At 41.3% G+C, this 19654-nt stretch carries 22 protein-coding genes and 1 riboswitch; of the genes, 11 read left to right on the top strand and 11 right to left on the bottom strand.

The window, feature by feature from the left end; translation table 11 throughout:
* Positions 1–79 precede the first annotated feature (79 nt).
* The 5 genes from J0X14_RS03320 to J0X14_RS03300 all read left to right on the top strand — a co-directional run bounded on the left by J0X14_RS03320 (position 80) and on the right by J0X14_RS03300 (position 4005).
* Entirely contained in the window at positions 80–958 is an 879-nt protein-coding gene (locus J0X14_RS03320) for a cell division protein FtsX (RefSeq protein WP_207096329.1), read from the top strand.
* Positions 959–1058: 100 nt separating this feature from the next.
* Positions 1059–1322, top strand: coding sequence for a DUF3098 domain-containing protein (locus J0X14_RS03315; protein WP_207096328.1), 264 nt, complete (start codon positions 1059–1061; stop codon positions 1320–1322).
* A gap of 1 nt (position 1323) precedes the next feature.
* Positions 1324–2118, top strand: a complete 795-nt coding sequence (locus tag J0X14_RS03310; protein ID WP_207096327.1) for an undecaprenyl-diphosphate phosphatase — start codon at positions 1324–1326, stop codon at positions 2116–2118.
* A 390-nt stretch (positions 2119–2508) separates the two neighbouring features.
* Positions 2509–3195 (top strand): tRNA pseudouridine(55) synthase TruB, encoded by a 687-nt coding sequence (gene truB, locus J0X14_RS03305; RefSeq protein ID WP_207096326.1) that lies wholly within the window; start codon positions 2509–2511, stop codon positions 3193–3195.
* Between the two features lie 141 nt (positions 3196–3336).
* Complete coding sequence (locus J0X14_RS03300) at positions 3337–4005, top strand: energy transducer TonB (RefSeq protein ID WP_242527898.1); 669 nt, start codon at positions 3337–3339, stop codon at positions 4003–4005.
* Here J0X14_RS03300 and J0X14_RS03295 read toward each other — a convergent pair.
* Positions 3988–4620: a thioredoxin family protein gene (locus J0X14_RS03295; RefSeq protein ID WP_207096324.1), complete on the bottom strand. Its 633-nt coding sequence runs from the start codon at positions 4618–4620 to the stop codon at positions 3988–3990. The two genes, J0X14_RS03300 and J0X14_RS03295, sit on opposite strands and share 18 nt — an antisense overlap.
* Positions 4621–4959: 339 nt before the next feature.
* Between J0X14_RS03295 and J0X14_RS03290 the strand changes: the two genes are divergently transcribed.
* Positions 4960–5523: a DNA-3-methyladenine glycosylase I gene (locus J0X14_RS03290; RefSeq protein ID WP_207096323.1), complete on the top strand. Its 564-nt coding sequence runs from the start codon at positions 4960–4962 to the stop codon at positions 5521–5523.
* Entirely contained in the window at positions 5510–6064 is a 555-nt protein-coding gene (locus J0X14_RS03285; RefSeq protein ID WP_207096322.1) for a hypothetical protein, read from the top strand. Before J0X14_RS03290 ends, J0X14_RS03285 begins: the two co-directional genes overlap by 14 nt.
* Before the next feature lie 13 nt (positions 6065–6077).
* Here the strand turns inward: J0X14_RS03285 and aat are convergent, their stop codons facing one another.
* The 3 genes from aat to J0X14_RS03270 are packed head-to-tail and all read right to left on the bottom strand — an operon-like array spanning position 6078 to position 8535.
* Positions 6078–6734, bottom strand: coding sequence for a leucyl/phenylalanyl-tRNA--protein transferase (gene aat, locus J0X14_RS03280; RefSeq protein ID WP_207096321.1), 657 nt, complete (start codon positions 6732–6734; stop codon positions 6078–6080).
* A gap of 37 nt (positions 6735–6771) precedes the next feature.
* A complete protein-coding gene (locus J0X14_RS03275) occupies positions 6772–8148 on the bottom strand; it encodes a short-chain fatty acid transporter (protein WP_207096320.1) in 1377 nt (458 codons plus the stop codon).
* Positions 8149–8157: 9 nt separating this feature from the next.
* A complete protein-coding gene (locus J0X14_RS03270) occupies positions 8158–8535 on the bottom strand; it encodes a DUF3127 domain-containing protein (protein WP_207096319.1) in 378 nt (125 codons plus the stop codon).
* Between the two features lie 123 nt (positions 8536–8658).
* Here J0X14_RS03270 and J0X14_RS03265 point away from each other — a divergent pair, with 123 nt between their 5' ends.
* Together J0X14_RS03265 and J0X14_RS03260 are read left to right on the top strand one after the other, a co-directional pair.
* Positions 8659–9804 carry a sensor histidine kinase gene (locus tag J0X14_RS03265; protein WP_207096318.1) on the top strand — a complete coding sequence of 382 codons (1146 nt, stop codon included), beginning with the start codon at positions 8659–8661 and terminating at the stop codon, positions 9802–9804.
* A 10-nt stretch (positions 9805–9814) separates the two neighbouring features.
* The gene (locus tag J0X14_RS03260; protein WP_207096317.1) at positions 9815–10165 is read left to right on the top strand and encodes a hypothetical protein; all 351 of its coding nucleotides are present in this window, start codon (positions 9815–9817) and stop codon (positions 10163–10165) included.
* Here the strand turns inward: J0X14_RS03260 and J0X14_RS03255 are convergent.
* On the bottom strand, positions 10158–10550 hold the full coding sequence (locus J0X14_RS03255; protein WP_207096316.1) for an HIT family protein: 393 nt from the start codon (positions 10548–10550) through the stop codon (positions 10158–10160). The two genes, J0X14_RS03260 and J0X14_RS03255, sit on opposite strands and share 8 nt — an antisense overlap.
* A gap of 67 nt (positions 10551–10617) precedes the next feature.
* Positions 10618–11094, bottom strand: a complete 477-nt coding sequence (gene greA, locus J0X14_RS03250) for a transcription elongation factor GreA (RefSeq protein ID WP_207096315.1) — start codon at positions 11092–11094, stop codon at positions 10618–10620.
* Positions 11095–11279: 185 nt separating this feature from the next.
* Here greA and J0X14_RS03245 point away from each other — a divergent pair, with 185 nt between their 5' ends.
* Together J0X14_RS03245 and J0X14_RS03240 are read left to right on the top strand one after the other, a co-directional pair.
* The gene (locus J0X14_RS03245) at positions 11280–11717 is read left to right on the top strand and encodes a Rieske (2Fe-2S) protein (protein ID WP_207096314.1); all 438 of its coding nucleotides are present in this window, start codon (positions 11280–11282) and stop codon (positions 11715–11717) included.
* A gap of 9 nt (positions 11718–11726) precedes the next feature.
* Positions 11727–12713 carry an aldo/keto reductase gene (locus tag J0X14_RS03240; RefSeq protein WP_207096313.1) on the top strand — a complete coding sequence of 329 codons (987 nt, stop codon included), beginning with the start codon at positions 11727–11729 and terminating at the stop codon, positions 12711–12713.
* 3 nt (positions 12714–12716) lie between these two features.
* Here the strand turns inward: J0X14_RS03240 and J0X14_RS03235 are convergent, their stop codons facing one another.
* From J0X14_RS03235 to J0X14_RS03215, 5 genes are all read right to left on the bottom strand, one after another.
* A complete protein-coding gene (locus J0X14_RS03235) occupies positions 12717–13718 on the bottom strand; it encodes a Gfo/Idh/MocA family protein (protein WP_207096312.1) in 1002 nt (333 codons plus the stop codon).
* Positions 13719–13754: 36 nt separating this feature from the next.
* On the bottom strand, positions 13755–15926 hold the full coding sequence (locus J0X14_RS03230; RefSeq protein ID WP_207096311.1) for a TonB-dependent receptor: 2172 nt from the start codon (positions 15924–15926) through the stop codon (positions 13755–13757).
* 82 nt (positions 15927–16008) lie between these two features.
* Positions 16009–16101: riboswitch (TPP riboswitch) on the bottom strand.
* Positions 16102–16689: 588 nt separating this feature from the next.
* A complete protein-coding gene (locus J0X14_RS03225) occupies positions 16690–18789 on the bottom strand; it encodes a DUF4301 family protein (RefSeq protein WP_207096310.1) in 2100 nt (699 codons plus the stop codon).
* A complete protein-coding gene (gene pnuC / locus J0X14_RS03220; RefSeq protein WP_207096309.1) occupies positions 18744–19385 on the bottom strand; it encodes a nicotinamide riboside transporter PnuC in 642 nt (213 codons plus the stop codon). Before pnuC ends, J0X14_RS03225 begins: the two co-directional genes overlap by 46 nt.
* Complete coding sequence (locus tag J0X14_RS03215; RefSeq protein WP_207096308.1) at positions 19369–19629, bottom strand: YkoF family thiamine/hydroxymethylpyrimidine-binding protein; 261 nt, start codon at positions 19627–19629, stop codon at positions 19369–19371. Before J0X14_RS03215 ends, pnuC begins: the two co-directional genes overlap by 17 nt.
* Positions 19630–19654 lie beyond the last annotated feature (25 nt).

Here is a 19654-nt window from a genome sequence, read left to right as displayed (position 1 = left end):
AACATAAAATCGCAGTGTTTCCCAATATTATATCGCCATTAGCCCATACTTTTCTATTTTTACGTATTGATTCCACTATATGAGCCAATATATTGAAAGATATCAGCGAAGAAAACTGATTTCCTCTTATTTTTCCGTGGTTTTGAGCATTGCGTTGGTGCTATTCCTCTTGGGAACGCTTGGTCTTTTGGTGTTGAATACCAAAAAACTGGCCGATCACTTCAAAGAGCAAATTACCATTTCAGTCTTTTTGAAGGACAACGCCAAACCTGTGGAGATTGACCAATTGCAGAAAAGCTTGACTTTGGCCGAGTATACCAAGTCTGCCGATTATATCTCCAAAGAAGATGCCGCGGAACAGTACAGCGAAGACATTGGGGAGAATTTTGTGGAATTTTTGGGCTACAATCCCTTGAAAAACTCCATTGATGTACATTTAAAAGCTGATTTTGTCTCTCCAGAGCAAATCGCTGAGATTGCCGAGGAAATCTCCACAAAAACCTATGTGGATGAAGTGAGCTATGACAAACCTTTGATTTCCTTACTCAACGATAATGCTCGAAAAATCAGCTTGTGGATTTTAGTAGCCAGTGCCATTTTCACGGTGATTGCGGTTTTACTCATCAACAGCTCCATTCGGCTGTCCATTTATTCTAAGCGATTTATCATTAAGACCATGCAGATGGTGGGCGCCACAAAGACCTTCATACGCCGACCTTTTATTTGGCAAAACATAAAATTGGGAATGGTGGGCGCCGCTGTGGCACTAATTTCATTGGGTATCCTTGTTTATTATATCAACAAAAATTTCCCGGAATTGAATCTGCTTCAAGATTACTTGGTACTCATCTTTTTGTTTGTCGGCGTTTTTGGTCTTGGTGTGGTCATTTCATGGGCCAGCACCCATTTTGCCACACAACGTTTTCTCAATTTAAGAACAGACGATCTATACTATTAGACAAAAGATATAGGACCGCTTCGCTGATGGGCACAAGACTACAGACGTTATATAGTATCTACACGGTCAATGCTGGGAAACTTTTCATTAAATTTGCGGCATGAGCAAGAAAAATAAGAACGGTCAAAAACCCACCAAGGAGTTCGTTTTTCAAAAGAAAAACTATCTGTTCCTTTTTATCGGAATAGTTTTTATTGCCTTGGGCTTTATTTTAATGAGTGGTGGTGGCAGTGATGACCCCGAGGTCTTCAATCCAGATATTTACAGTTTTAGAAGAATCCGTTTGGCGCCCACTTTGGTGCTGATTGGTTTGGGCATCCAGATATATGCCATCTTGTTGAACCCTAACAAAAAGAAAGACTGATTTGGAGCTTATTGATGCTATCATTCTTGGTATTATCCAAGGATTGACCGAGTTTTTACCCGTATCATCCAGTGGACATCTGGAGTTGGGCAAAGCCATTTTGGGCGCGCAAGCCGTTCCTGAAGAAAGTTTATTGTTTACAGTAATCCTTCACTTTGCCACAGCCTTGAGTACCATTGTGGTCTTCCGAAAGGATATTTTGGAGATTTTCAAGGGGCTTTTTCAATTCAAATGGAACGAGGAGACCCAATTTTCCCTAAAAATTATCATTTCCATGATTCCTGCCGCTTTAGTGGGCATCTTTTTGAATGATTTTATTGAAGTGTTTTTTGATGGTGCCATTGTTATTGTAGGCATTATGCTCATCATCACTGCTTTTTTGTTGTACTTGGCCGATTTAGCCAAAACCACAGACAAAGGGGTTTCTTTTCGAAGCGCTTTTGTCATTGGCATGGCCCAAGCTGTGGCCATATTACCCGGTATTTCTCGAAGTGGCGCTACCATCTCCGCCGCTGTGCTTTTAGGGGTGGACAAAGGTAAATCCGCTCGATTCTCTTTCTTAATGGTTGTTCCCCTTATTTTGGGAAAAGTGGCCAAAGATTTAATGAGTGGCGACATTAATTTCCACGGAGACCAAGCCGTGGCCATGGGTGCAGGATTTATTGCAGCCTTTATTGCTGGACTTGCCGCATGTACTTGGATGATTAAATTGGTACGCCAAAGCAAGCTGACCTATTTTGCCATTTACTGTTTAATTGTAGGGCTCATTGCCCTCGCTTGGAGCATTTGGGGGTGATTTTTGAACGACTTTTTATCAACTACTACACCTTAGCCCGGAAAAACAATCCACAGCTAACACATTTAAAACTGGTCAGCAAATCAGCTCGCTTGGTCACCTTCGTTTTAACGGTGAGTATTATATACCTGTTTCTACTTTCAATACTTACTTTGAATAAAGCCCTCAAAGTTGATGTTCAATTATCTTCCTACAAGTGGTATTTAATTGTAATTCTAAGCTCAAGCATTCTAATTTTTGATTATCTCTTCAAAAAACACTTACAGAAAAAGTACCCAGGTTTCATTGAAACACCATATGCTCCAAAAGTTCAGCAGGTGTATATTTTAACAGCCTTATATCTTGTTGGCCCGCCAATACTTTTATTTTTATCTCTATTAGTCTTTTAGTTTGAAAACCAAAGAAGATTTTTTGAATGGTCAGATTTTGTTGATTGACAAACCGTTGGAATGGAGTTCCTTTCAGGCGGTGAATGCCTTAAAATGGGCCATCCGAAAAAAATTTGATCTTAAAAAGATAAAAATTGGCCATGCGGGAACATTGGACCCTTTGGCTACGGGTCTTTTAATTATTTGTACGGGAAAATTCACCAAAAAAATCCCAGAATTACAAGGTCAGGTCAAAGAATATACGGGAACCTTCACGCTTGGCGCCACTACCCCTTCCTACGATATGGAAACCGAAGTGGACCAAAGCTATCCCACAGACCATTTAACGGAAACATCCATTAAAGAAGCTACCAACCAATTTTTGGGTGAAATTGATCAAATACCTCCCATCTTTTCAGCTTTAAAGAAAGACGGCAAACGTTTATATGAATTGGCTAGGGAAGGCAAAGAAGTCGAAATAAAACCCCGAAAAATAGAAATATTGGACTTTGAAATTACCCGCATTGCCCTACCAGAAGTGGATTTTCGGGTGGTCTGCAGCAAAGGAACCTATATCCGTTCACTTGCCCATGATTTTGGCAAGGCTTTAGGGTCGGGAGCCTATTTATCGACTCTCAGAAGAACCAAAATAGGGGATTTCAACGTAAATAATGCTACAAGCCCCAAGGATTTCAAAGAAAATCTGTGATTTCATGCCCAAAAAACCGAATGAATAGGCGGTTGTACTGAATCACGGGGTAAAATATTTTTGAAAAAAAGCGGTTATAGTAAAACCATGAACCTTAATCTTAACAAAAGTCAGTTATCACTTTTAATCACGTTCTTCTCCATGTCAATAGTGATTTTGTTGTTGTTCAACATTCACTTAGGGGGCATAAAGGAAGAGGAATATGTGATTGAAATGAGCCTGGCCGATGAGGATATTGAGAAATTGTTGGAGCAAGAAGAGGAACGACTGGAAGAATTGGCCAACAATGACCCCATTAAAAGTCACATGGCCTTTAACGAAACTGCCAAACCCACCATTGGAAATCCGGAGCCCCTTAAAACGCTGGAAGAATTGATCGAGGAACGGGCGATGAACAGCGAAGAAGGCGAATATTCAGGGGACAGTAATTTCTCGGAACAACTAAAGCAGTTGGCCGCCCAACGCGATGAAAAAAAGCAAAAATTGGGTGAGCGCGATGCCCAAAAAGAAGAATTCACCAATTATTTAAAGGATAGACGAACCTCCATTTCGTTTTCCTTGGTGAAGCGCAATGCCTACTACCTTCCCCCTCCCATTTATACCTGTATTGAGGGAGGAAAAGTGGTCATAAATATTCACGTGGACAATAATGGCTATGTCACCGAAGCCACTTTTAACGACAAAAGTTCTGGTACCAGTAATGGTTGTTTGGTGGACAATGCTATTAGATATGCTCTTAAAGCACGATTTAGTCCGGACTCTAAAACGGAGCAAATTGGCACCATTACCTACCTATTCCAGGGGAAGTAAATCTAGAATATCATTCAAAATACCTACGCCTTTATCCTTGTTGTACCAAACCTGTAGGTCTTGCTTAAATTCTGGGGTAAGTTTACCGTATTCTTTTTTGTAATCTTCTACCATTTGAGTGGCCAAATTGGGCCTAGGCCCCCACTCCCCAAGAATTGCCTTATTTTCTTTATCCCATAGAATCACTTTGGGAATGGAACGTGCTCCTTGGGTTAAAAAAGCATCCATGATTTCGGGTACTTCGTCACGGAGAACAACCTTGTGATCCATATTTGGGTTGAGTTCCGAAATCTTGTTGATAATAGGCATGCTATGGGCCGCATCCCCACACCAACTTTCGGTGATGGTCAAGAATGCTAATTTTGATTTTAAGTTGATAATCTTCTGCTGGATCTCATCAGGAATTGCAAAGGTTTTGTCCCAGCGTTTCATTCTACGGTCATTGAGTTGGGTATAGTGAACATTGGCCTCAGTTTGAACATGCCCCGTGGTTTGTTCAATTTCCACCAAATGATGCACCAAATCCCGATACTTTTCATAATCCATTCCCATAGAAATGCCTTGCTGCACCAAAGTGGGTTTATCCTGCTGTATGTGTTTTTCCAATAGTTCCATAAAAATTCCTTTCAACAAATGTATCCTTCAAAAACAGCCTATCTTCTGACTTTTGTCATTGGTTGTATTACACTAAAAAACCTTACAAACGATACTATTTGGCGCATTACGCAAAAAATCCACCCTTTCGAGTGGATCATTGGCATTAAAATTATTCTTATTCCAACAGTTTTAACGATTCTGGTGAGGTTGGTATAAGCAGTGTCCTTAAATTACTTTATCCAAAAGCACTTCTGTTTAATTTGTCATTATCAATGTATTAATCTTCAGTTACCTAAGATTCTAAATAATGTTTTTAGGTTTCTAAGAAGTTCTTCTAACTTTAGCTAAAAATTTACCATGGATAAACACAGATGTGGCTGGTGTTTGGGCGACCCGTTATACGAAGCATATCATGATGAGGAATGGGGTGTTCCCGTAAAGGATGATGACACCCTTTTTGAGTTTCTGATTTTGGAGACGTTTCAAGCAGGGCTCAGTTGGATTACCGTTCTTCGAAAGCGGCAAAATTTCAGAGAAGCTTTTGACCATTTCGACTACAAAAAAATTGCGGGGTATGATCAAAACAAAATTGATGCGCTTTTGCAAAACCCTGGAATCATCCGAAACAAATTAAAGGTGAATGCCACGGTTTCCAACGCCAAGGCCTTTATGGATATTCAAAAAGAATTTGGAAGTTTTAGCAACTACATTTGGGGATTTGTGGACGGAAAACCAATAAAAAATACTTTGGAAAATTACAAACATGCCCCCGCCACCACAGAACTATCAGACACCATTAGCAAGGACCTAAAAAAACGTGGGTTCAAGTTTGTGGGGAGCACCGTCATCTATGCCCACATGCAGGCCACCGGAATGGTAAATGATCACGAAATTCATTGTTTCAGATATGATGAGGTTTAGTTCCATTTTTATATGCTGTCTGTGTTTTGTCCAATTTGTGTTCGCGCAGAACAAATACGAGAAGGAATCCAGAATCAAAAAAGACGCATTTCCTGAAAAAGCCTATACGCTTATTTCCGAATATTTGGAAAATGCCAAGCGGGTTCGTTTTTACCAGGAGACGGACAGTACCAAGAAAAGTTTTGAAGCAAAATTCAAAAAAGGACGATTGCATTATAGCGTAGAGTTCAATGAAACTGGTGATTTGGAAGATGTAGAGTTCATTATCACAGAAAACGACATTCCAGAGGATACTTGGAACACCATTAAAGCATACCTCGACTCACAATACCCGAAGTTGCGTATCAAAAAAATACAACAACAGCATCCGCTGACCGGCCAAGACCCAAAAAGGACGCTTCACGAGGCCTTCCAGAACTTAATGTTGCCCCATATCAACTATAAACTTGTTTTTTCAGCAAAAAAAGAAGGAAAGCGAAAGTCTTATGAGGCATTGTTCAACGCACAGGGGAATTTGGTGGCCGTACATACAGTATTCTAACGTTAGGGCACCCTTACAACAGTTCCATGAATTTTTTCCGGGGGATCAATTCTGCCCCCAAACTTTCCAAATGATCGGTATGGACCTGACAGTCGATTATGCGGTACCCTTTTTCACCCAACTCCTGAGCCATTTTTATAAAAGCAAATTTTGAAGCGTTGGGCTGAAGACTGAACATACTTTCTCCGCAAAACACACCGCCTAAATCCACTCCGTACAATCCTCCAACTAAGTTGCCATCCTGCCAAACTTCGAAGGATCGGGCTAATCTCTTTCTGTGAAGTTCGGTATAAGCCTCTTTCATTTTTGAAGTAATCCATGTGCCATCTTGCCCTTTACGTTCCACTAAAGCGCACTGCTCCATAACCTCATTGAAACATGTATTTTGGGTGAGTTTAAATTTACCATCACGCAGCACCTTGCGCATGCTTTTTGATACTTTTATTTTACTTGGAAAAAGGACCATTCGTGGGTCTGGGCTCCACCACAGAATCAGGGCATCGTCATTGAACCAAGGGAAAATGCCACTTTTATAGGCCAGCAGCAGCCGCTCTGGGGACAAATCACCCCCTACCGCCAGCAAGCCATCTTCATTGGCAGTTTCAACCGGCGGAAATTCCAATCGGTCTCCTAAAAAGTAAAGTGGAAAGTAATTCCTATTATGTTCCAAAACGCAATTTTTACTAAAATACGTAAACCGAATTGGACTAAAAAACAAGAAGTCCGGCCATATAGATTAAACTACCGACAACCATAAAAAGTACCGTATAAGGTAGAATTTCCTTGGCTTTTAACTTTGTAATTCCCAGCAAGGGAAGGGCCCAAAAGGGTTGTAACATATTGGTCACCTGATCCCCATAGGCCAATGCCATAATGGCTTTGGGCAATGGTACGCCCAGCTGCAGGGCAGATTGCAGAACAAAAGGCCCTTGAATGGCCCACTGTCCACCGCCACTCGGCACAAAAATGTTGACGAGCCCTGCACTTATAAAAGTAAAAAGAGGCAAAGTTGTAGCTGTACTTATCGAGACAAAAAAGTCGGAAATACTATAGATCATCCCACTACCAGACATAATTCCCATGATACCAAAATACAAGGGAAATTGAATCAGAATTCCCGCAGTATCCCCTATGGCTTCCTCCACAGCGGTAAGGAAACTTTTAAAACTTCCATGCAGGATAATGGCCAATCCCAGCATAAAGAAGTTGAGCATGTTTGGGGTTATGTTCAATGTTTTGAGCGCTGGTAAATATTGGATCATGAAGGCCAGTAAAATCAAAATTCCAAAAACAGTGGAGGCCCATGGAGAGTAATCCAATTTCTCTGCACCCTGCAAATGTTTGCGTTCTGCTGTTTTAAATTGATAGCCCTTCAGATCCGTGGATGTAGTACTTGTCCTTTTGCTCAGATAATAGGACAAAGCTGTAATGGACAAAGCTACCAATGCAAATAAAATCAGGTTCCAATAGCTGAACACGGTAAGTGCTGTGGAAATGGTGTCGGGCAATTGGGCTAAGATGTCATTACTGGCATTGGTTTCCAACAATCCTTTTAAATGGCCAGCTTCAGCAACTTTTATAGGGGCGGAACCACTGATTCCGCCATGCCAGACCATTAATCCAGAGTAGCCGCAGGCACCAATGAGTGGATAATTGATAGAAATATGGTTGGCTTGGGCATATTCCCCCACTTTTCGGGCTAAAATTGCTCCAAAAATAAGCCCAAGTCCCCAATTGAAAAAGGAAACCAAAAGTGTGGGCAATACTACCAACACCGTTGCGCTCGAAGTACTCTTCACCAATCCGGTGATTTTCAAAATCAACCGTTCCATGGGTTTGCTGAGTACCAATACGTGACCAAGCACTAGAATGAGCATCATCTGGTAGGCAAACACCAAAAGGCCATTGTTCCAAATACCATCTTCCCAATATGAAAGAATAGCAGCGAAATGATTTCCATCGGAAGTATTCTCCGTAAAAATCAAGGCCAAAATCAAGGTAAGCCCCGTAAGCAATACCGCAATGGTGAACGGGGAGGGCAAATACCTCCTAAAAATACGTTCTATGACCTTGGTAAGGTCCAAAGCTGTGGTTTAGAATGGGAGATCATCATGATCCTCCTCATTGAGGTCATCAGCAGGCTCAAAAGCCTCCATAGGTGGTACCGGGGGCATGTTGTCAGAGGAAGCTTCTGACTCTAAATTTTCAATTCGCCAACCTTGAATGGAATTGAAGTATTTGGTCTCTCCCTGTGGGTTTACCCATTCCCTTCCTCTTAGGTTGATGCTGACCTTCACCATTTGGCCCACATTGTAATTGTTCAGTAAATCACATTTATCTTGCACGAACTCCACTAAAATATGTTGTGGATATTGTTCTTCCGTAGTCACGACCAATTCTCTTTTTCGGAAACCATTGTTCCCATATGTTTTGGTCTCATCAATCATTTTTATTCTTCCCTGAACTTCCATGTATGCTAATTTTCAATGAATTTCAAATGTACATAAAATGACGCCCAATGGAAACCCAAGTTTATCACGAAGTATCAACATATTTTCCATTTTCCGCTATCTTTAATCACAATTCTGCCAAAAATGAACTTCAATCCCAGACGGAAAGCTTCCAATATCACCTTGCTGATTTCGGCATTTGTGGTTGTTAGCTTGATTTTGTGGAATACCAACAGTTTTTTTAAGAAATTTAAGGAGGAAGAACGCCTAAAAATGGAAATTTGGGCCACGGCACAATCCGAACTTATCCAATCTTCGGTAGACCAAGAACTGGGCAACCTAACCCTAAAGGTGATGGGCAATAACACCTCTACCCCCATGATTTTGATGAATGAAGAGGGTTCGTACAAAACCCATAACATTCCGGTTGAGCGGATTGCCGATAGCAGCTATATCCGTAAAAAGATACAACAGTTTCGAAGTGAAAATGAACCCATAGAAATCATTCAGGATGGAGAGCTCTTGGAGACCTTGTACTATGGAAATTCTGAAGTACTGAACAAATTAAAGTACTACCCCCTTGCCCTTTTATTAATTATCTTTTTGTTCGGAGCGGTCATTTTCTTTTTCTTCCGAACCAACAAAGCTTCAGAACAAAACAAACTTTGGGCCGGTATGGCCAAGGAAACGGCGCACCAAATTGGCACCCCGTTGACTTCGCTATTGGGATGGAACGAATTACTGAAGTCAGAGAACATTAATCCAGATATTACGGTAGAGATTGCCAAGGATATTGATCGTCTGGAGACCATTACGGAACGGTTTTCCAAGATAGGGTCCATCCCTGATTTGGAAGTACACGATATTGTGGAAGAGACCAAAAAGGCGTATGAGTATTTGAAGCAACGCAGCTCCAAGTTGATTCACTTTTCCTTCAGTTCCAATGTGGATGAACTTTATGTGCTTTTAAATCCTCCTTTATATAATTGGAGTATAGAAAATTTGGTTAAAAATGGCATTGATGCTATGAAGGGGAAGGGAAATATTGCCATCCAAATAGATAAAAAAGGCCAAAATGTTAATATATTGGTGTCGGATACGGGGCACGGTATCCCAAAAAGTGATTTTCAGAACATCTTCAGTCCTGGAGTAACCTCCAAAAAAAGAGGATGGGGATTGGGTCTTTCGTTGGTAAAAAGAATCGTGGAAGAGTACCACAAAGGAAAAATTAAAGTACTTTCGTCCAGTAAAGAAGGAACAATCATGCAAATTTCGCTAAGAGCAAAATGAAAAGTGAACCATGTCAAAGGAAAAGAGAATTGTAATCAAGGATGCCGACATTACCAATAACTGCCCCGAGTGTTATAACCAAGAATTGAAGCTTACCTTTTACCAAAAACATACCTTAAACCCATTTTATCACCGAACCACTGCAGAAGTGACGCATGAGATAAAATGCAAAAAATGCCATTCCATTATTTACCCCGTAAACTGGACTCCAGATATTGAGCGGGTCTTCGATTATTACAACAAATTGGTACGCCCAGACCGACCTTCAGTACGGTTTACCACCTTGTTTTTTATCCTCCTTATTTTGATTTTGTGCCTAGTGGCCGCCGGGATTTACTTCTATTTGGAAGGCCTTATTTAAGCTGTTCCCTGATTTTATCGGCGATTTCCTCAAACTCTTTGGCCTCCAAACTTTCTTTGTGCTGAAAGGTGGCATTTTGCATACTGTGCAATGGAATAAGGTGCACATGCACATGGGGAACTTCCAATCCAATAACCGTCATACCCACACGTTTGCAGTCCACTGCAGCTTCCAAAGCCTTGCCTACTTTTCTGGAAAACGCCATAAGTTTTAGGTAGGCTTCCTCATCCAAATCCAAAATCTTGTCCACTTCTTTTTTGGGAACGCAAAGCGTATGACCTTTAGCGTTGGGGTTGATATCCAAAAAAGCAAAATTATCATCGTCCTCCGCTATTTTATAGCAGGGGATATCTCCATTAATGATCTTGGTGAAAATACTAGGCATGTTGGTTTGGTGTTAAATAAAAAATCCTGTCAGGTGACAGGATTAAATATAGGCATTCTATAAACTTTTAGTTACGGGAAATCTCCAAAATCTCCAACTTTAACGTTCCGTTGGGGACTTTGATTTCAGCAACATCACCTACTGATTTTCCCAACAGTCCTTTTCCAATTGGGGAGGTCACCGAAATTTTTCCTGATTTTAAATCAGCCTCGCTTTCGGCCACCAACGTATATTTCATTTCCATGCCATTAGCCTGGTTTTTTAGTTTGACTGTGGACAGCACCAATATTTTTGAAGTATCCAATTGGGATTCATCTATCAATCTGGCATTGGACAAGGTTTCTTCCATCTTGGAAATCTTCATTTCCAATAGACCTTGAGCCTCTTTGGCGGCATCATATTCAGCATTCTCAGACAAATCACCTTTGTCTCGCGCCTCTGCAATGGCCTGAGAAGCTTTGGGACGTTCCACATCCTTCAGTTGGTTGAGCTCTTCCCTCAATTTTTTTAATCCCTCCGCAGTGTAGTAAGATACTTTGCTCATATCGTCATGTTTTTATGCATAAGAACATCGAAGAAAATCAAAAAATTTCCCCAATGATCTTGTTCTCTACAAATACAAAAAATCCTCTACGATTCCCATGACCTGCATGGTTTTTAGCGAGGATTTAACGCAAATATAGGTAATTTTTGTTCAACTTTGTGGAGCGATGAATTGAAATTCCAACTATGAAACACTTTTGGGCCTGCGTTCTACTTCTTACCCTAATTTCCTGTAGTTCAGATAATACCAATAGAAACCCTTATCTCCAAGAGGTGAATTTTAGGTTTGATATGAACCTAAACCTTCCTCTCTACAGCGGATTGAATAACATTGGAAATCCAGTTTATGTGGGCAATAATGGAGTAGGAACCCGGGGAGCATTTGTTATTAAATCCGGTTTGGACAGCTTTTATGCTTTTGAGGCCAGTTGTCCTAACCATACCCCCAACAATTGCTCTACTATGACCATTGATGGCCAAAATGTGGTCTGCGATTGCGAAGGCTTTACGTATAATCTCTTTACGGGCCAGCAACTGGACAGGCCCGATGATGGCAAGAGATACTACGATCTTCTTTTTTACCGAGCCACACAAAGCGGAAATATAGTAACCATATCCAACTAAAACAGTAGCATGCAATACAGAAAACTTGGAAAAACCGGACTTAAGGTCTCTGAAATCTCTTTGGGCACATGGCAAGTGGGAGGCAAATGGGGTTCTGGTTTTGATGATGCCCTTGCAGAAGGTATTATCAATGAGGCGATTGATTCTGGAATCAATTTTATAGACACTGCCGATGTGTATGAAGCAGGTGCCAGTGAAGCTGCCGTAGGCAGAGTGGTAAAATCCAGATCGGAAGAAATTTATGTGGCCTCCAAATGTGGACGACAAATCAACCCGCATGTCAATGAGGGCTATACGGTAAAAGCATTGCGAAAATTTGTAGAGGATAGTCTTAAAAATTTGGGATTGGAGTGTTTGGACCTCATTCAATTGCATTGCCCCCCTACCGAAGTGTACTACCGACCAGAAATCTTTGAACTTTTTGACCGATTAAAGGATGAGGGGAAGATAAAAAACTTGGGAGTAAGTGTTGAAAAGGTGGAGGAAGCCATTAAAGGAATGGAATATTCCAATGTGACCACCGTACAAATCATATTCAATATGTTTCGGCAACGACCTTCAGAACTGTTTTTTGAACAGGCGAAAAAAAAGGATGTTGGAATCATTGTACGCGTTCCATTGGCGAGTGGATTGCTTACGGGTAAATTTTCTGCCGATTCCACGTTTGAAAAAGAGGATCACCGCTTTTTTAACCGTGAAGGTGCAGTTTTTGATAAAGGTGAAACATTTTCCGGAATTCCATTTGAACTAGGCTTGGAAGCCGTGGAAGAGTTAAAAAAGCTATTTCCTGATCATGAAAATTTGGCGCCAATCGCATTGCGATGGATTTTGGACTTTCCTGAAGTAAGTTGCATTATTCCAGGTGCTTCAAAAGCAGCGCATTTGCATTCCAATTTGAAAGCAACAAGGCTTCCTACACTTACGGCTGAACAAAATCAGGCGGTCAAGGCTATTTACGAAAAGTACATCAAAAAGCAGGTGCACCAACTCTGGTAGTTTTTAAATTGCTCCCAGAATCTTATCCATGACCCAACTGGTATGTAATGCTGATTTTCCCGAAGAGGGGTGATTTCCATTACTTAGAAAATGGTTTTTGATGTTTTCCACATGATGCTGTTGCACGTGTTCTGGATGTGGAATCTCCAAAACTTGATGTCCATCTGCATTTTTTAACTCTACTGGTGCATCATCCAATACCGCAAAGGTTATGGTTCCATCAGAACCTAAAATTTCAACCTTGTCCACACGATTTTGGGTTCCAAAATTCCAAACCCCTTCCCCAGTGATACCATTACTATGCAGCCAAGAACCAGATATGGCATCATAGGCGGAATACAATCCTTGTTGATTTGTGGCAACTCCATGAACTTTTTGTATATCGCCCAATAAAAAAGTGAACAAGTCGAGACCGTGACTGGCTAAATCGTCAAAATATCCTCCCGGTGCCACAACTTTATCAGTGCGCCAATTGTATTCCCCGCTCAAATCCATTTTGTTGGGCGGTTGGGTCTTTTGCCAATGAATATGCCTCACCTTACCTATCAGTTTCTCATCCAACCATTGCTTTATCTGGAGGAAACGAGGCAACGACCTACGGTAGTACGCAACAAAAAGAGGAATGCCTTTCGTTTCAAAAGCATGGTGAATTTCTAAACTATCCTGATAGCACGGAGCCATGGGCTTCTCAATGCAACAGGGTTTTCCTGCCGCCGCTACTTGTAGTGCGTACAATTTATGGGTGTCTGGTGGTGTAGCGATATAAACAGCATCAACATCAGGATTTTCGATAACCGTTTTGGCATCAGTGGTCCAATGTGCAACATGGTGCCTTTTTGCATAGTCTTCGGCCTTTTCGGTATCACGTCGCATGACCGTGTGAACTTCAAAACCTGAAGTTTTTTGATAGGCGGGTACACTTTTCTTTTCGGCCACGCTTCCGCAGCCGATTACCCCCCATCTAAGGGGTTTATCTTCGGAAAAATTAAAATGGGATTCTGTCATGGGTTATAAATGTACAGAATCCCATAAACTTAAGCCTTAGAAATTAACTGTTGCACCAACCAAAAAGTTGATTCCAGCCTGAGGATAATAGCCAGCGCCTTCAATGGTGGTGATGGTTCCCGGATTGGAAAAATCATCATCGTAGGTGTAGAAATATCCGTTGGAAACAATGTCTGCATCAAAAATATTGTTCACCAGACCCGAAAGTACAATACTTTTCACAAAAGACCCGGTTTCAATCACATACTGTACATTGAAGTCCGTTTGGGAATAACTGTCCAAGGTTGAGCTTTCAGAATCGATGTTGCCCATGTATTGTTTCCCTACAAATTTTGACAACAAAGACACTTGCAGGTTCTGGTTGGGCTGAAATGTCAGCACATTTCCAGCAACCACTTGGGGCGAATAAGCAATATGGGTATTCCCCAAATCCTGAAGCGCACCATCCCGTTGAAAAAAGAAATCGATATTACGGTTATCGCTCAAAGCAACATTGGGTCTCAGTCTAAACTTGTTCCCCAACCGAAGATTAGCATCCACCTCCAAGCCTAAACGGTAGCTGTCACCCACATTGGCACGCAATGGTGCACCAACATCATTGAGTTCTCCAGTGAGTACCAATTGGTCCTTATACCGCATGTAGTACACATTGGTGTTCAATTGAAAATCTGGAGAAATATAACGCCACCCCAACTCAAAATCATTTAACTTTTCAGGTTTGGGGCTCCCATTTTCATAGTCGTTTCGATTCGGCTCCCGGTTAGCTCTAGCATACGACAAATAGAAATTGTTATTTGGGTTCAAATCGAAGGTAATTCCAGCTTTTGGATTGAAAAAATTAAAGGTATCATCCACCAATCCCGTGTCATCCCCATTGGCTTCGTATCCAACACCACGGTACTGCACATCACCAAAAATGGACCACTTGTTGTTTAATTGAAAGTTAGCCTTGGCATACACATTCAAGTCAGTTTTTGTGGAATTGTCCTCGTAATATCTATCGCCAATTTCACTACCGCTGGCATATCGGGCCCAGATGATCTCGCCAAAATGATCTCCTTTATACTCATTATACCCTCCACCAAGAATCAACCTTAGGTTGTCCTTATTGTAGGTGGCTGAAAACACGGTACCATAAAAGTCGTTGTCCAACCATCTTCTTCGTATTAAATCTGTGGTTTCTACAGTCTCTCCTCCCAATGCGATGGGCTCCAAACCATAGTCGCCAAAATCCTCATCTTCCCGGTACTGCTCAAAAAATCCTCGCCCGCGGGTGTAGTGTAACGCCAAGTTGGTGCTCCATTCATCACTTAAAGTTTCGTTCCAATGGAGTTGGAAGTGGTCTTGTTTGTAATCATCCACCTCATTGTCGTGGAATTGAATAGTACCGTTTTCATCGGTATAAATTCCTGCGGAATTGTAGGTTCTGTCGGTTTCCAATTCTTCAGCAGTAATGCCGTTCCATGCTTGATAGGTGATTTCGTGTCCTCCGAAAAGCAATGCTTTTATCAGGGTATTATCGTCTTTATACACCCCTTGCAGGAAATAGGCATCCAATTCTGAACGGGCCCTATCAATATACCCATCCGAGGTGATTCGCGACAAACGCCCGGATATTTCAAAATGATCACTCAAGATTCCCGTACTGAACTTAATGTTGTTCCTAAGTGTATTGAAGCTTCCCACAGATGAGGAAATCCTCGCATACGCCTCTTCGGAAAAAGCATCCGTCAACAAGTTTAAACTGGCTCCAAAAGCTGCTGCTCCGTTGGTGGAAGTTCCCACACCGCGCTGCAATTGCAAACTTTGGGTGGAAGAGGCAAAATCGGGCATATTCACCCAAAAGGTTCCTTGCGATTCTGCATCGTTATAGGGAACACCATTGATGGTAACATTCACTCGAGTGGCGTCACTTCCTCGAACCCGAATGCCCGTGTAGCCGACTCCTGCTCCTGCATCGGAGGTGGTGACCACGGCCGGTAAAAAGTTCATTAAAATAGGGACGTCTTGCCCCAAGTTCCGAGGTGCGATTTCCTCTTGATCTAAATTGGAAAAAGTGATGGGAAACTCCTTGGTTACCCTAATGGCCTGTACCAGAACTTCGTCCAGCACCACTTTTTTTCCTTCCAAAGAATCGGTTTGTTGTTCTTGTGCGCTCAATCCAAGCGCGAGCCCAGAAAGGGCCAATGTTGTGAATAAAGTTTTCATCCGTAAAAATTTTACGAATAAAAGGGGCCATTATTCTTGTTACTATTTGATTTTTGTTTCTAAGGAAACATAGAAATTCCAAGATGCGCTTTAGCGCAATCCCTTGGCAGCATTACCCGCCCAGGTTCATTGGGTATAATCTCAGCCTTTTAAAAAAGCACCCCTTTGAGATGGGGCAAATGTAAAGGCTGATTTCCTTTTTTCATAGCAAAAATCAGGTAAATTCACTTTAACAACAAGCCTGCTGTTTTTTGTGATGCACAAGACATAAAAAAGGCTGCCGAAGCAGCCTTTTAATGCCAACATCATAATCCCAAGGAAAAAGACCATGAATATTTGGCATGGTGGAAAATGCATGGTTAGTGCTTATTGCATAGCATCATCCTGATTTTTTTGTTCATTTTTCTTTTTCATATCCTTCGTATAAGATGCCAAAAGGTATATGACAATGGCCATTGCGATTAGATTAAGGAATAGAATTATTTTATATACCATTGTGGTCTGGTTCCATTTTCATTTTAGACTTTGTGGTAAAAGAAAGCCGTACATGGTGCACGGCCTCCTAACCAAATCAACCAACCTAAAAATCTATTTAGCCTGGTAAGGATTATTCTGCCTTATTGCAAAAAGCGGTACATTCTTCATGCGATATCACAGTATCCTTTCTCTTTTGGACACCATCTTTTAGGTTAGGTCACATAGTGGGCAAAAAAAATCCGCACTTTGTAAAAGAGCGGATTTTAATTCCTTATTTGTAAAATCTTTAAGCTTGATGTGTCGGCTTCAAAAGGTCATTTACTGTTTTCACCGGATTGAAGGTCACTAAGGGTACCTCAACAAAAATGGTATTCCAAAAAGCCATGGCGCCATTCCAAAGTCCGGGAAGCTCCAAAGCCTTTAATTCCTTTCCTTCTTGGGTTTTTCCTGTAATGAATCCTTGTTTGGTATCCACAAAATCCAAGAGGTTGTATTTTTCGCCTTTATAGTTTCGAACACCACAAATCAAATCAACAGGGTTAAAATGGGTGGAATTTTTTAAAATAGCGGCTTGTTCACCATTGGACATATCTATTTGGGCCGACTCTATGATCTGTAATGAAATATTTCCTTCGCCATCTTTAATCCAGAACGGACCACCTCCAGGCTCTCCTTCATTCTTTACCATCCCACAAATTCGAATAGGCCTATCTATCCTATCCTTCAAAATTGAGAGTTGCTCATCAACGGACAAATCATTGTAATTTTTGGGCATTCGTACATTTAGGTCCTTTTCCAAAAATGCTTTGATTTGGTCCGCCATTTCTGTAGAGACATCACCTTCTTCCAACTGTTGGGCGTAGCCAAATGCTTTATCCTGAACTTTTTTCAGCACCCCGGCCAACATTTTTTTGCTATTGGCCACTTCATCCAAGTTTTTATCGATGACAACATTATCTATATTCTTGATGAAAATGATGTCGGCATCCATGTCGTTCAAGTTCTCAATAAGGGCTCCATGACCCCCAGGCCTATATAAAATTGAACCATCACTATTCTTAAACGGCTTATTTTCCATATCCACGGCAATAGTATCGGTGGATGGCTTTTGATTGGAGTAGGAAATATGAAATTCCGTATCAGTATCTTTCGAAATTTTCGGGGCTACTTTAGCTTCTTCATCAGCGAACATATCATCATGCTGCTCCGAAACCGTAAAGTGGAGATTGGCTTTCCCATCCGTTTTAGCATATAAAGCTGCTTCTTTTAAATGCTCCTCAAAAGGGGTAGCACTACCTGAATTATACTGGTGGAACGGCAAAAGTCCTTTGGGATAAAATCCGTAATTCAATCCATCCTCCATCAGCATTTCCTTTGCAAAAAGGTAAGCTTCCTCATCTTTATTAGCCGCTTTACCTTTGATTCTACCCATAATTAAATCATAAAAAGGCAGCTTGTGCATTTGGTCCGTAAACTTTTTGGCATCGGTATCGCCCGTTCGCTCAATATAGGCTGAAAGCGATTCTTTGGAAGGGTCGTAAGCGTCCACAAAATTGAACATAGCCTTAAACATTCGGGATGCGGCTCCCGAAGCCGGAACAAATTTTAATAGCTCCAGGTTGCCTCGGGAATTTTCAAAATATTGAACAAGTTCTTTCTGTTCTTGTTCAGAAAACCGGAGAATACCATTGGACACTACTGCCGCCTTTACCAAATCCACAAAAGGGATTCCTTCTTTAAACGTTTCTATTTGACGGGTTACTTTTTCTTTGGAAATACCTTTGCTTTCCAATTGTTCCAAGTCGTTTGGACTTAAATCGATCATGCTATGGAGAAGTTTATCAATGTGTTTTATTGCTGTTGAAAGCCGAGATGCTTTATCTCCCTTTAAAATAATAAAATTCCTGTGATATTTTTCCAAAGTTTCTTTGAAATACGCAAACATTCGCTCACGTTCATCGGGCTTGTCTCTAAGGTCGTCAGCTTCCCATGGGGTATCAATGTAAGTCAGGAGATACAGGTCGTAGGAATTCTGCAAGGCATATTTCTCCAAAACCGGATCACATGAACCTAAATAATAGGCTTCTGAATATACCTTGGTTTCCAAAAGGTCCGTATCGCAAATAAGGATTTTATTGGCTTGTTTGGCTAGCTTGTTTTCCAAATGCATTTGTCCGTAAGCAATGGGCAAAAGATCTTTGGGTTCGCAGGTCTTCTGTTCTCGATCCCATTTATCCTGGAGGTATTCCCGGGCATATTCAGGAACCCATTGTGTATGATAGTGCTGGGCCAGTGCTGTAGCCAAGGTGGTCTTTCCTGTGGATTCTGGTCCAAAAAGGACTATTTTAATGAGGTTTGTAGGGTCTTGTCCAAGTCTTTCTTCCATGCTAAATATCCCTGAATGGCCAGTACGGTGAAGATAAGGTATTGCAATGAGAACATGCCCCACCCTCTGTACGCGTACAAAGGCACGGTTATTAAATCACCTATTATCCAAAGGGTCCAGTTTTCCAATTTTTTGTTGGCCATGTACCACATCCCGGTAAAGAAAATCCCCGAAGTAAGAATGTCCACATAGTTGGTGGTTTTTATTTCTGCTCCAAATGCCTTGTACACCCCAAAGGTTATTAGCAGGGTGAGTAGGAAAAGACCAAATCCAATCCACTTTTCCCTTTTACTGGTTCTGGAGATTTTTACCACAAACTCCCTGTTCTGCTTTCTTCGGGCCCAGTTCCACCATCCGTAAATACTCATGATGGAGAAGTAGAAATTCATCATCATATCCCCCAATAACCGATCTACAAAGAAAATATAAGTGGTTATGGCAGTCGCCACCAAACCTGTGGGATAGACCATAATATCTTCCCGCTTTGCGTAGATAACACTAGCGATTCCAAAGAAAAAAGCAGTGGCCTCCAGAATGATCAAGGAGAGTTCCCGATCTTCATAAGGCCCAATAAAGAAATCAAAAATGGGGTTCATAGCCGCTTCTGTCCGATTTTACCATTTTCATGGCCAATACCACATGATCCAAATTCTCAAAAGCTTCCTTGATTTCAGATTGAAGCAAATCCATGACCCTATCATACTCCCCATACACTTGGGTGCTCATTGGGTTTTCCAAAACGGTGAGTCCAGACGCTCGCAATTTTTTGATAAAATCAATGATCGGGGGCTCAAAGTTATCTTGAAGTGGAGTTAGAGTAAGTTCAACAGAGATTTTCATGGGCTATGCAGAATTTTCAGGGGCA

It is taken from the genome of Allomuricauda sp. CAU 1633 (genome assembly GCF_017313225.1).
GTDB lineage: Bacteria > Bacteroidota > Bacteroidia > Flavobacteriales > Flavobacteriaceae > Flagellimonas.
The sequence above is the reverse complement of the archived record's forward strand: the minus strand, read 5'-3'. Positions and strand labels throughout refer to the sequence as shown.

Bases quoted from the DNA above. Each gene is read 5' to 3' on its own strand.
- J0X14_RS03320 (WP_207096329.1), top strand. From the start codon at position 80: ATGAGCCAATATATTGAAAGATATCAGCGAAGAAAACTGATTTCCTCT.
- J0X14_RS03315 (WP_207096328.1), top strand. From the start codon at position 1,059: ATGAGCAAGAAAAATAAGAACGGTCAAAAACCCACCAAGGAGTTCGTT.
- J0X14_RS03300 (WP_242527898.1), top strand. From the start codon at position 3,337: ATGTCAATAGTGATTTTGTTGTTGTTCAACATTCACTTAGGGGGCATA.
- J0X14_RS03295 (WP_207096324.1), bottom strand. From the start codon at position 4,620: ATGGAACTATTGGAAAAACACATACAGCAGGATAAACCCACTTTGGTG.
- J0X14_RS03290 (WP_207096323.1), top strand. From the start codon at position 4,960: ATGGATAAACACAGATGTGGCTGGTGTTTGGGCGACCCGTTATACGAA.
- J0X14_RS03285 (WP_207096322.1), top strand. From the start codon at position 5,510: ATGATGAGGTTTAGTTCCATTTTTATATGCTGTCTGTGTTTTGTCCAA.
- J0X14_RS03270 (WP_207096319.1), bottom strand. From the start codon at position 8,535: ATGGAAGTTCAGGGAAGAATAAAAATGATTGATGAGACCAAAACATAT.
- J0X14_RS03265 (WP_207096318.1), top strand. From the start codon at position 8,659: ATGAACTTCAATCCCAGACGGAAAGCTTCCAATATCACCTTGCTGATT.
- J0X14_RS03260 (WP_207096317.1), top strand. From the start codon at position 9,815: ATGTCAAAGGAAAAGAGAATTGTAATCAAGGATGCCGACATTACCAAT.
- J0X14_RS03255 (WP_207096316.1), bottom strand. From the start codon at position 10,550: ATGCCTAGTATTTTCACCAAGATCATTAATGGAGATATCCCCTGCTAT.
- greA (WP_207096315.1), bottom strand. From the start codon at position 11,094: ATGAGCAAAGTATCTTACTACACTGCGGAGGGATTAAAAAAATTGAGG.
- J0X14_RS03245 (WP_207096314.1), top strand. From the start codon at position 11,280: ATGAAACACTTTTGGGCCTGCGTTCTACTTCTTACCCTAATTTCCTGT.
- J0X14_RS03240 (WP_207096313.1), top strand. From the start codon at position 11,727: ATGCAATACAGAAAACTTGGAAAAACCGGACTTAAGGTCTCTGAAATC.
- J0X14_RS03235 (WP_207096312.1), bottom strand. From the start codon at position 13,718: ATGACAGAATCCCATTTTAATTTTTCCGAAGATAAACCCCTTAGATGG.
- J0X14_RS03230 (WP_207096311.1), bottom strand. From the start codon at position 15,926: ATGAAAACTTTATTCACAACATTGGCCCTTTCTGGGCTCGCGCTTGGA.
- J0X14_RS03225 (WP_207096310.1), bottom strand. From the start codon at position 18,789: ATGGAAGAAAGACTTGGACAAGACCCTACAAACCTCATTAAAATAGTC.
- pnuC (WP_207096309.1), bottom strand. From the start codon at position 19,385: ATGAACCCCATTTTTGATTTCTTTATTGGGCCTTATGAAGATCGGGAA.
- J0X14_RS03215 (WP_207096308.1), bottom strand. From the start codon at position 19,629: ATGAAAATCTCTGTTGAACTTACTCTAACTCCACTTCAAGATAACTTT.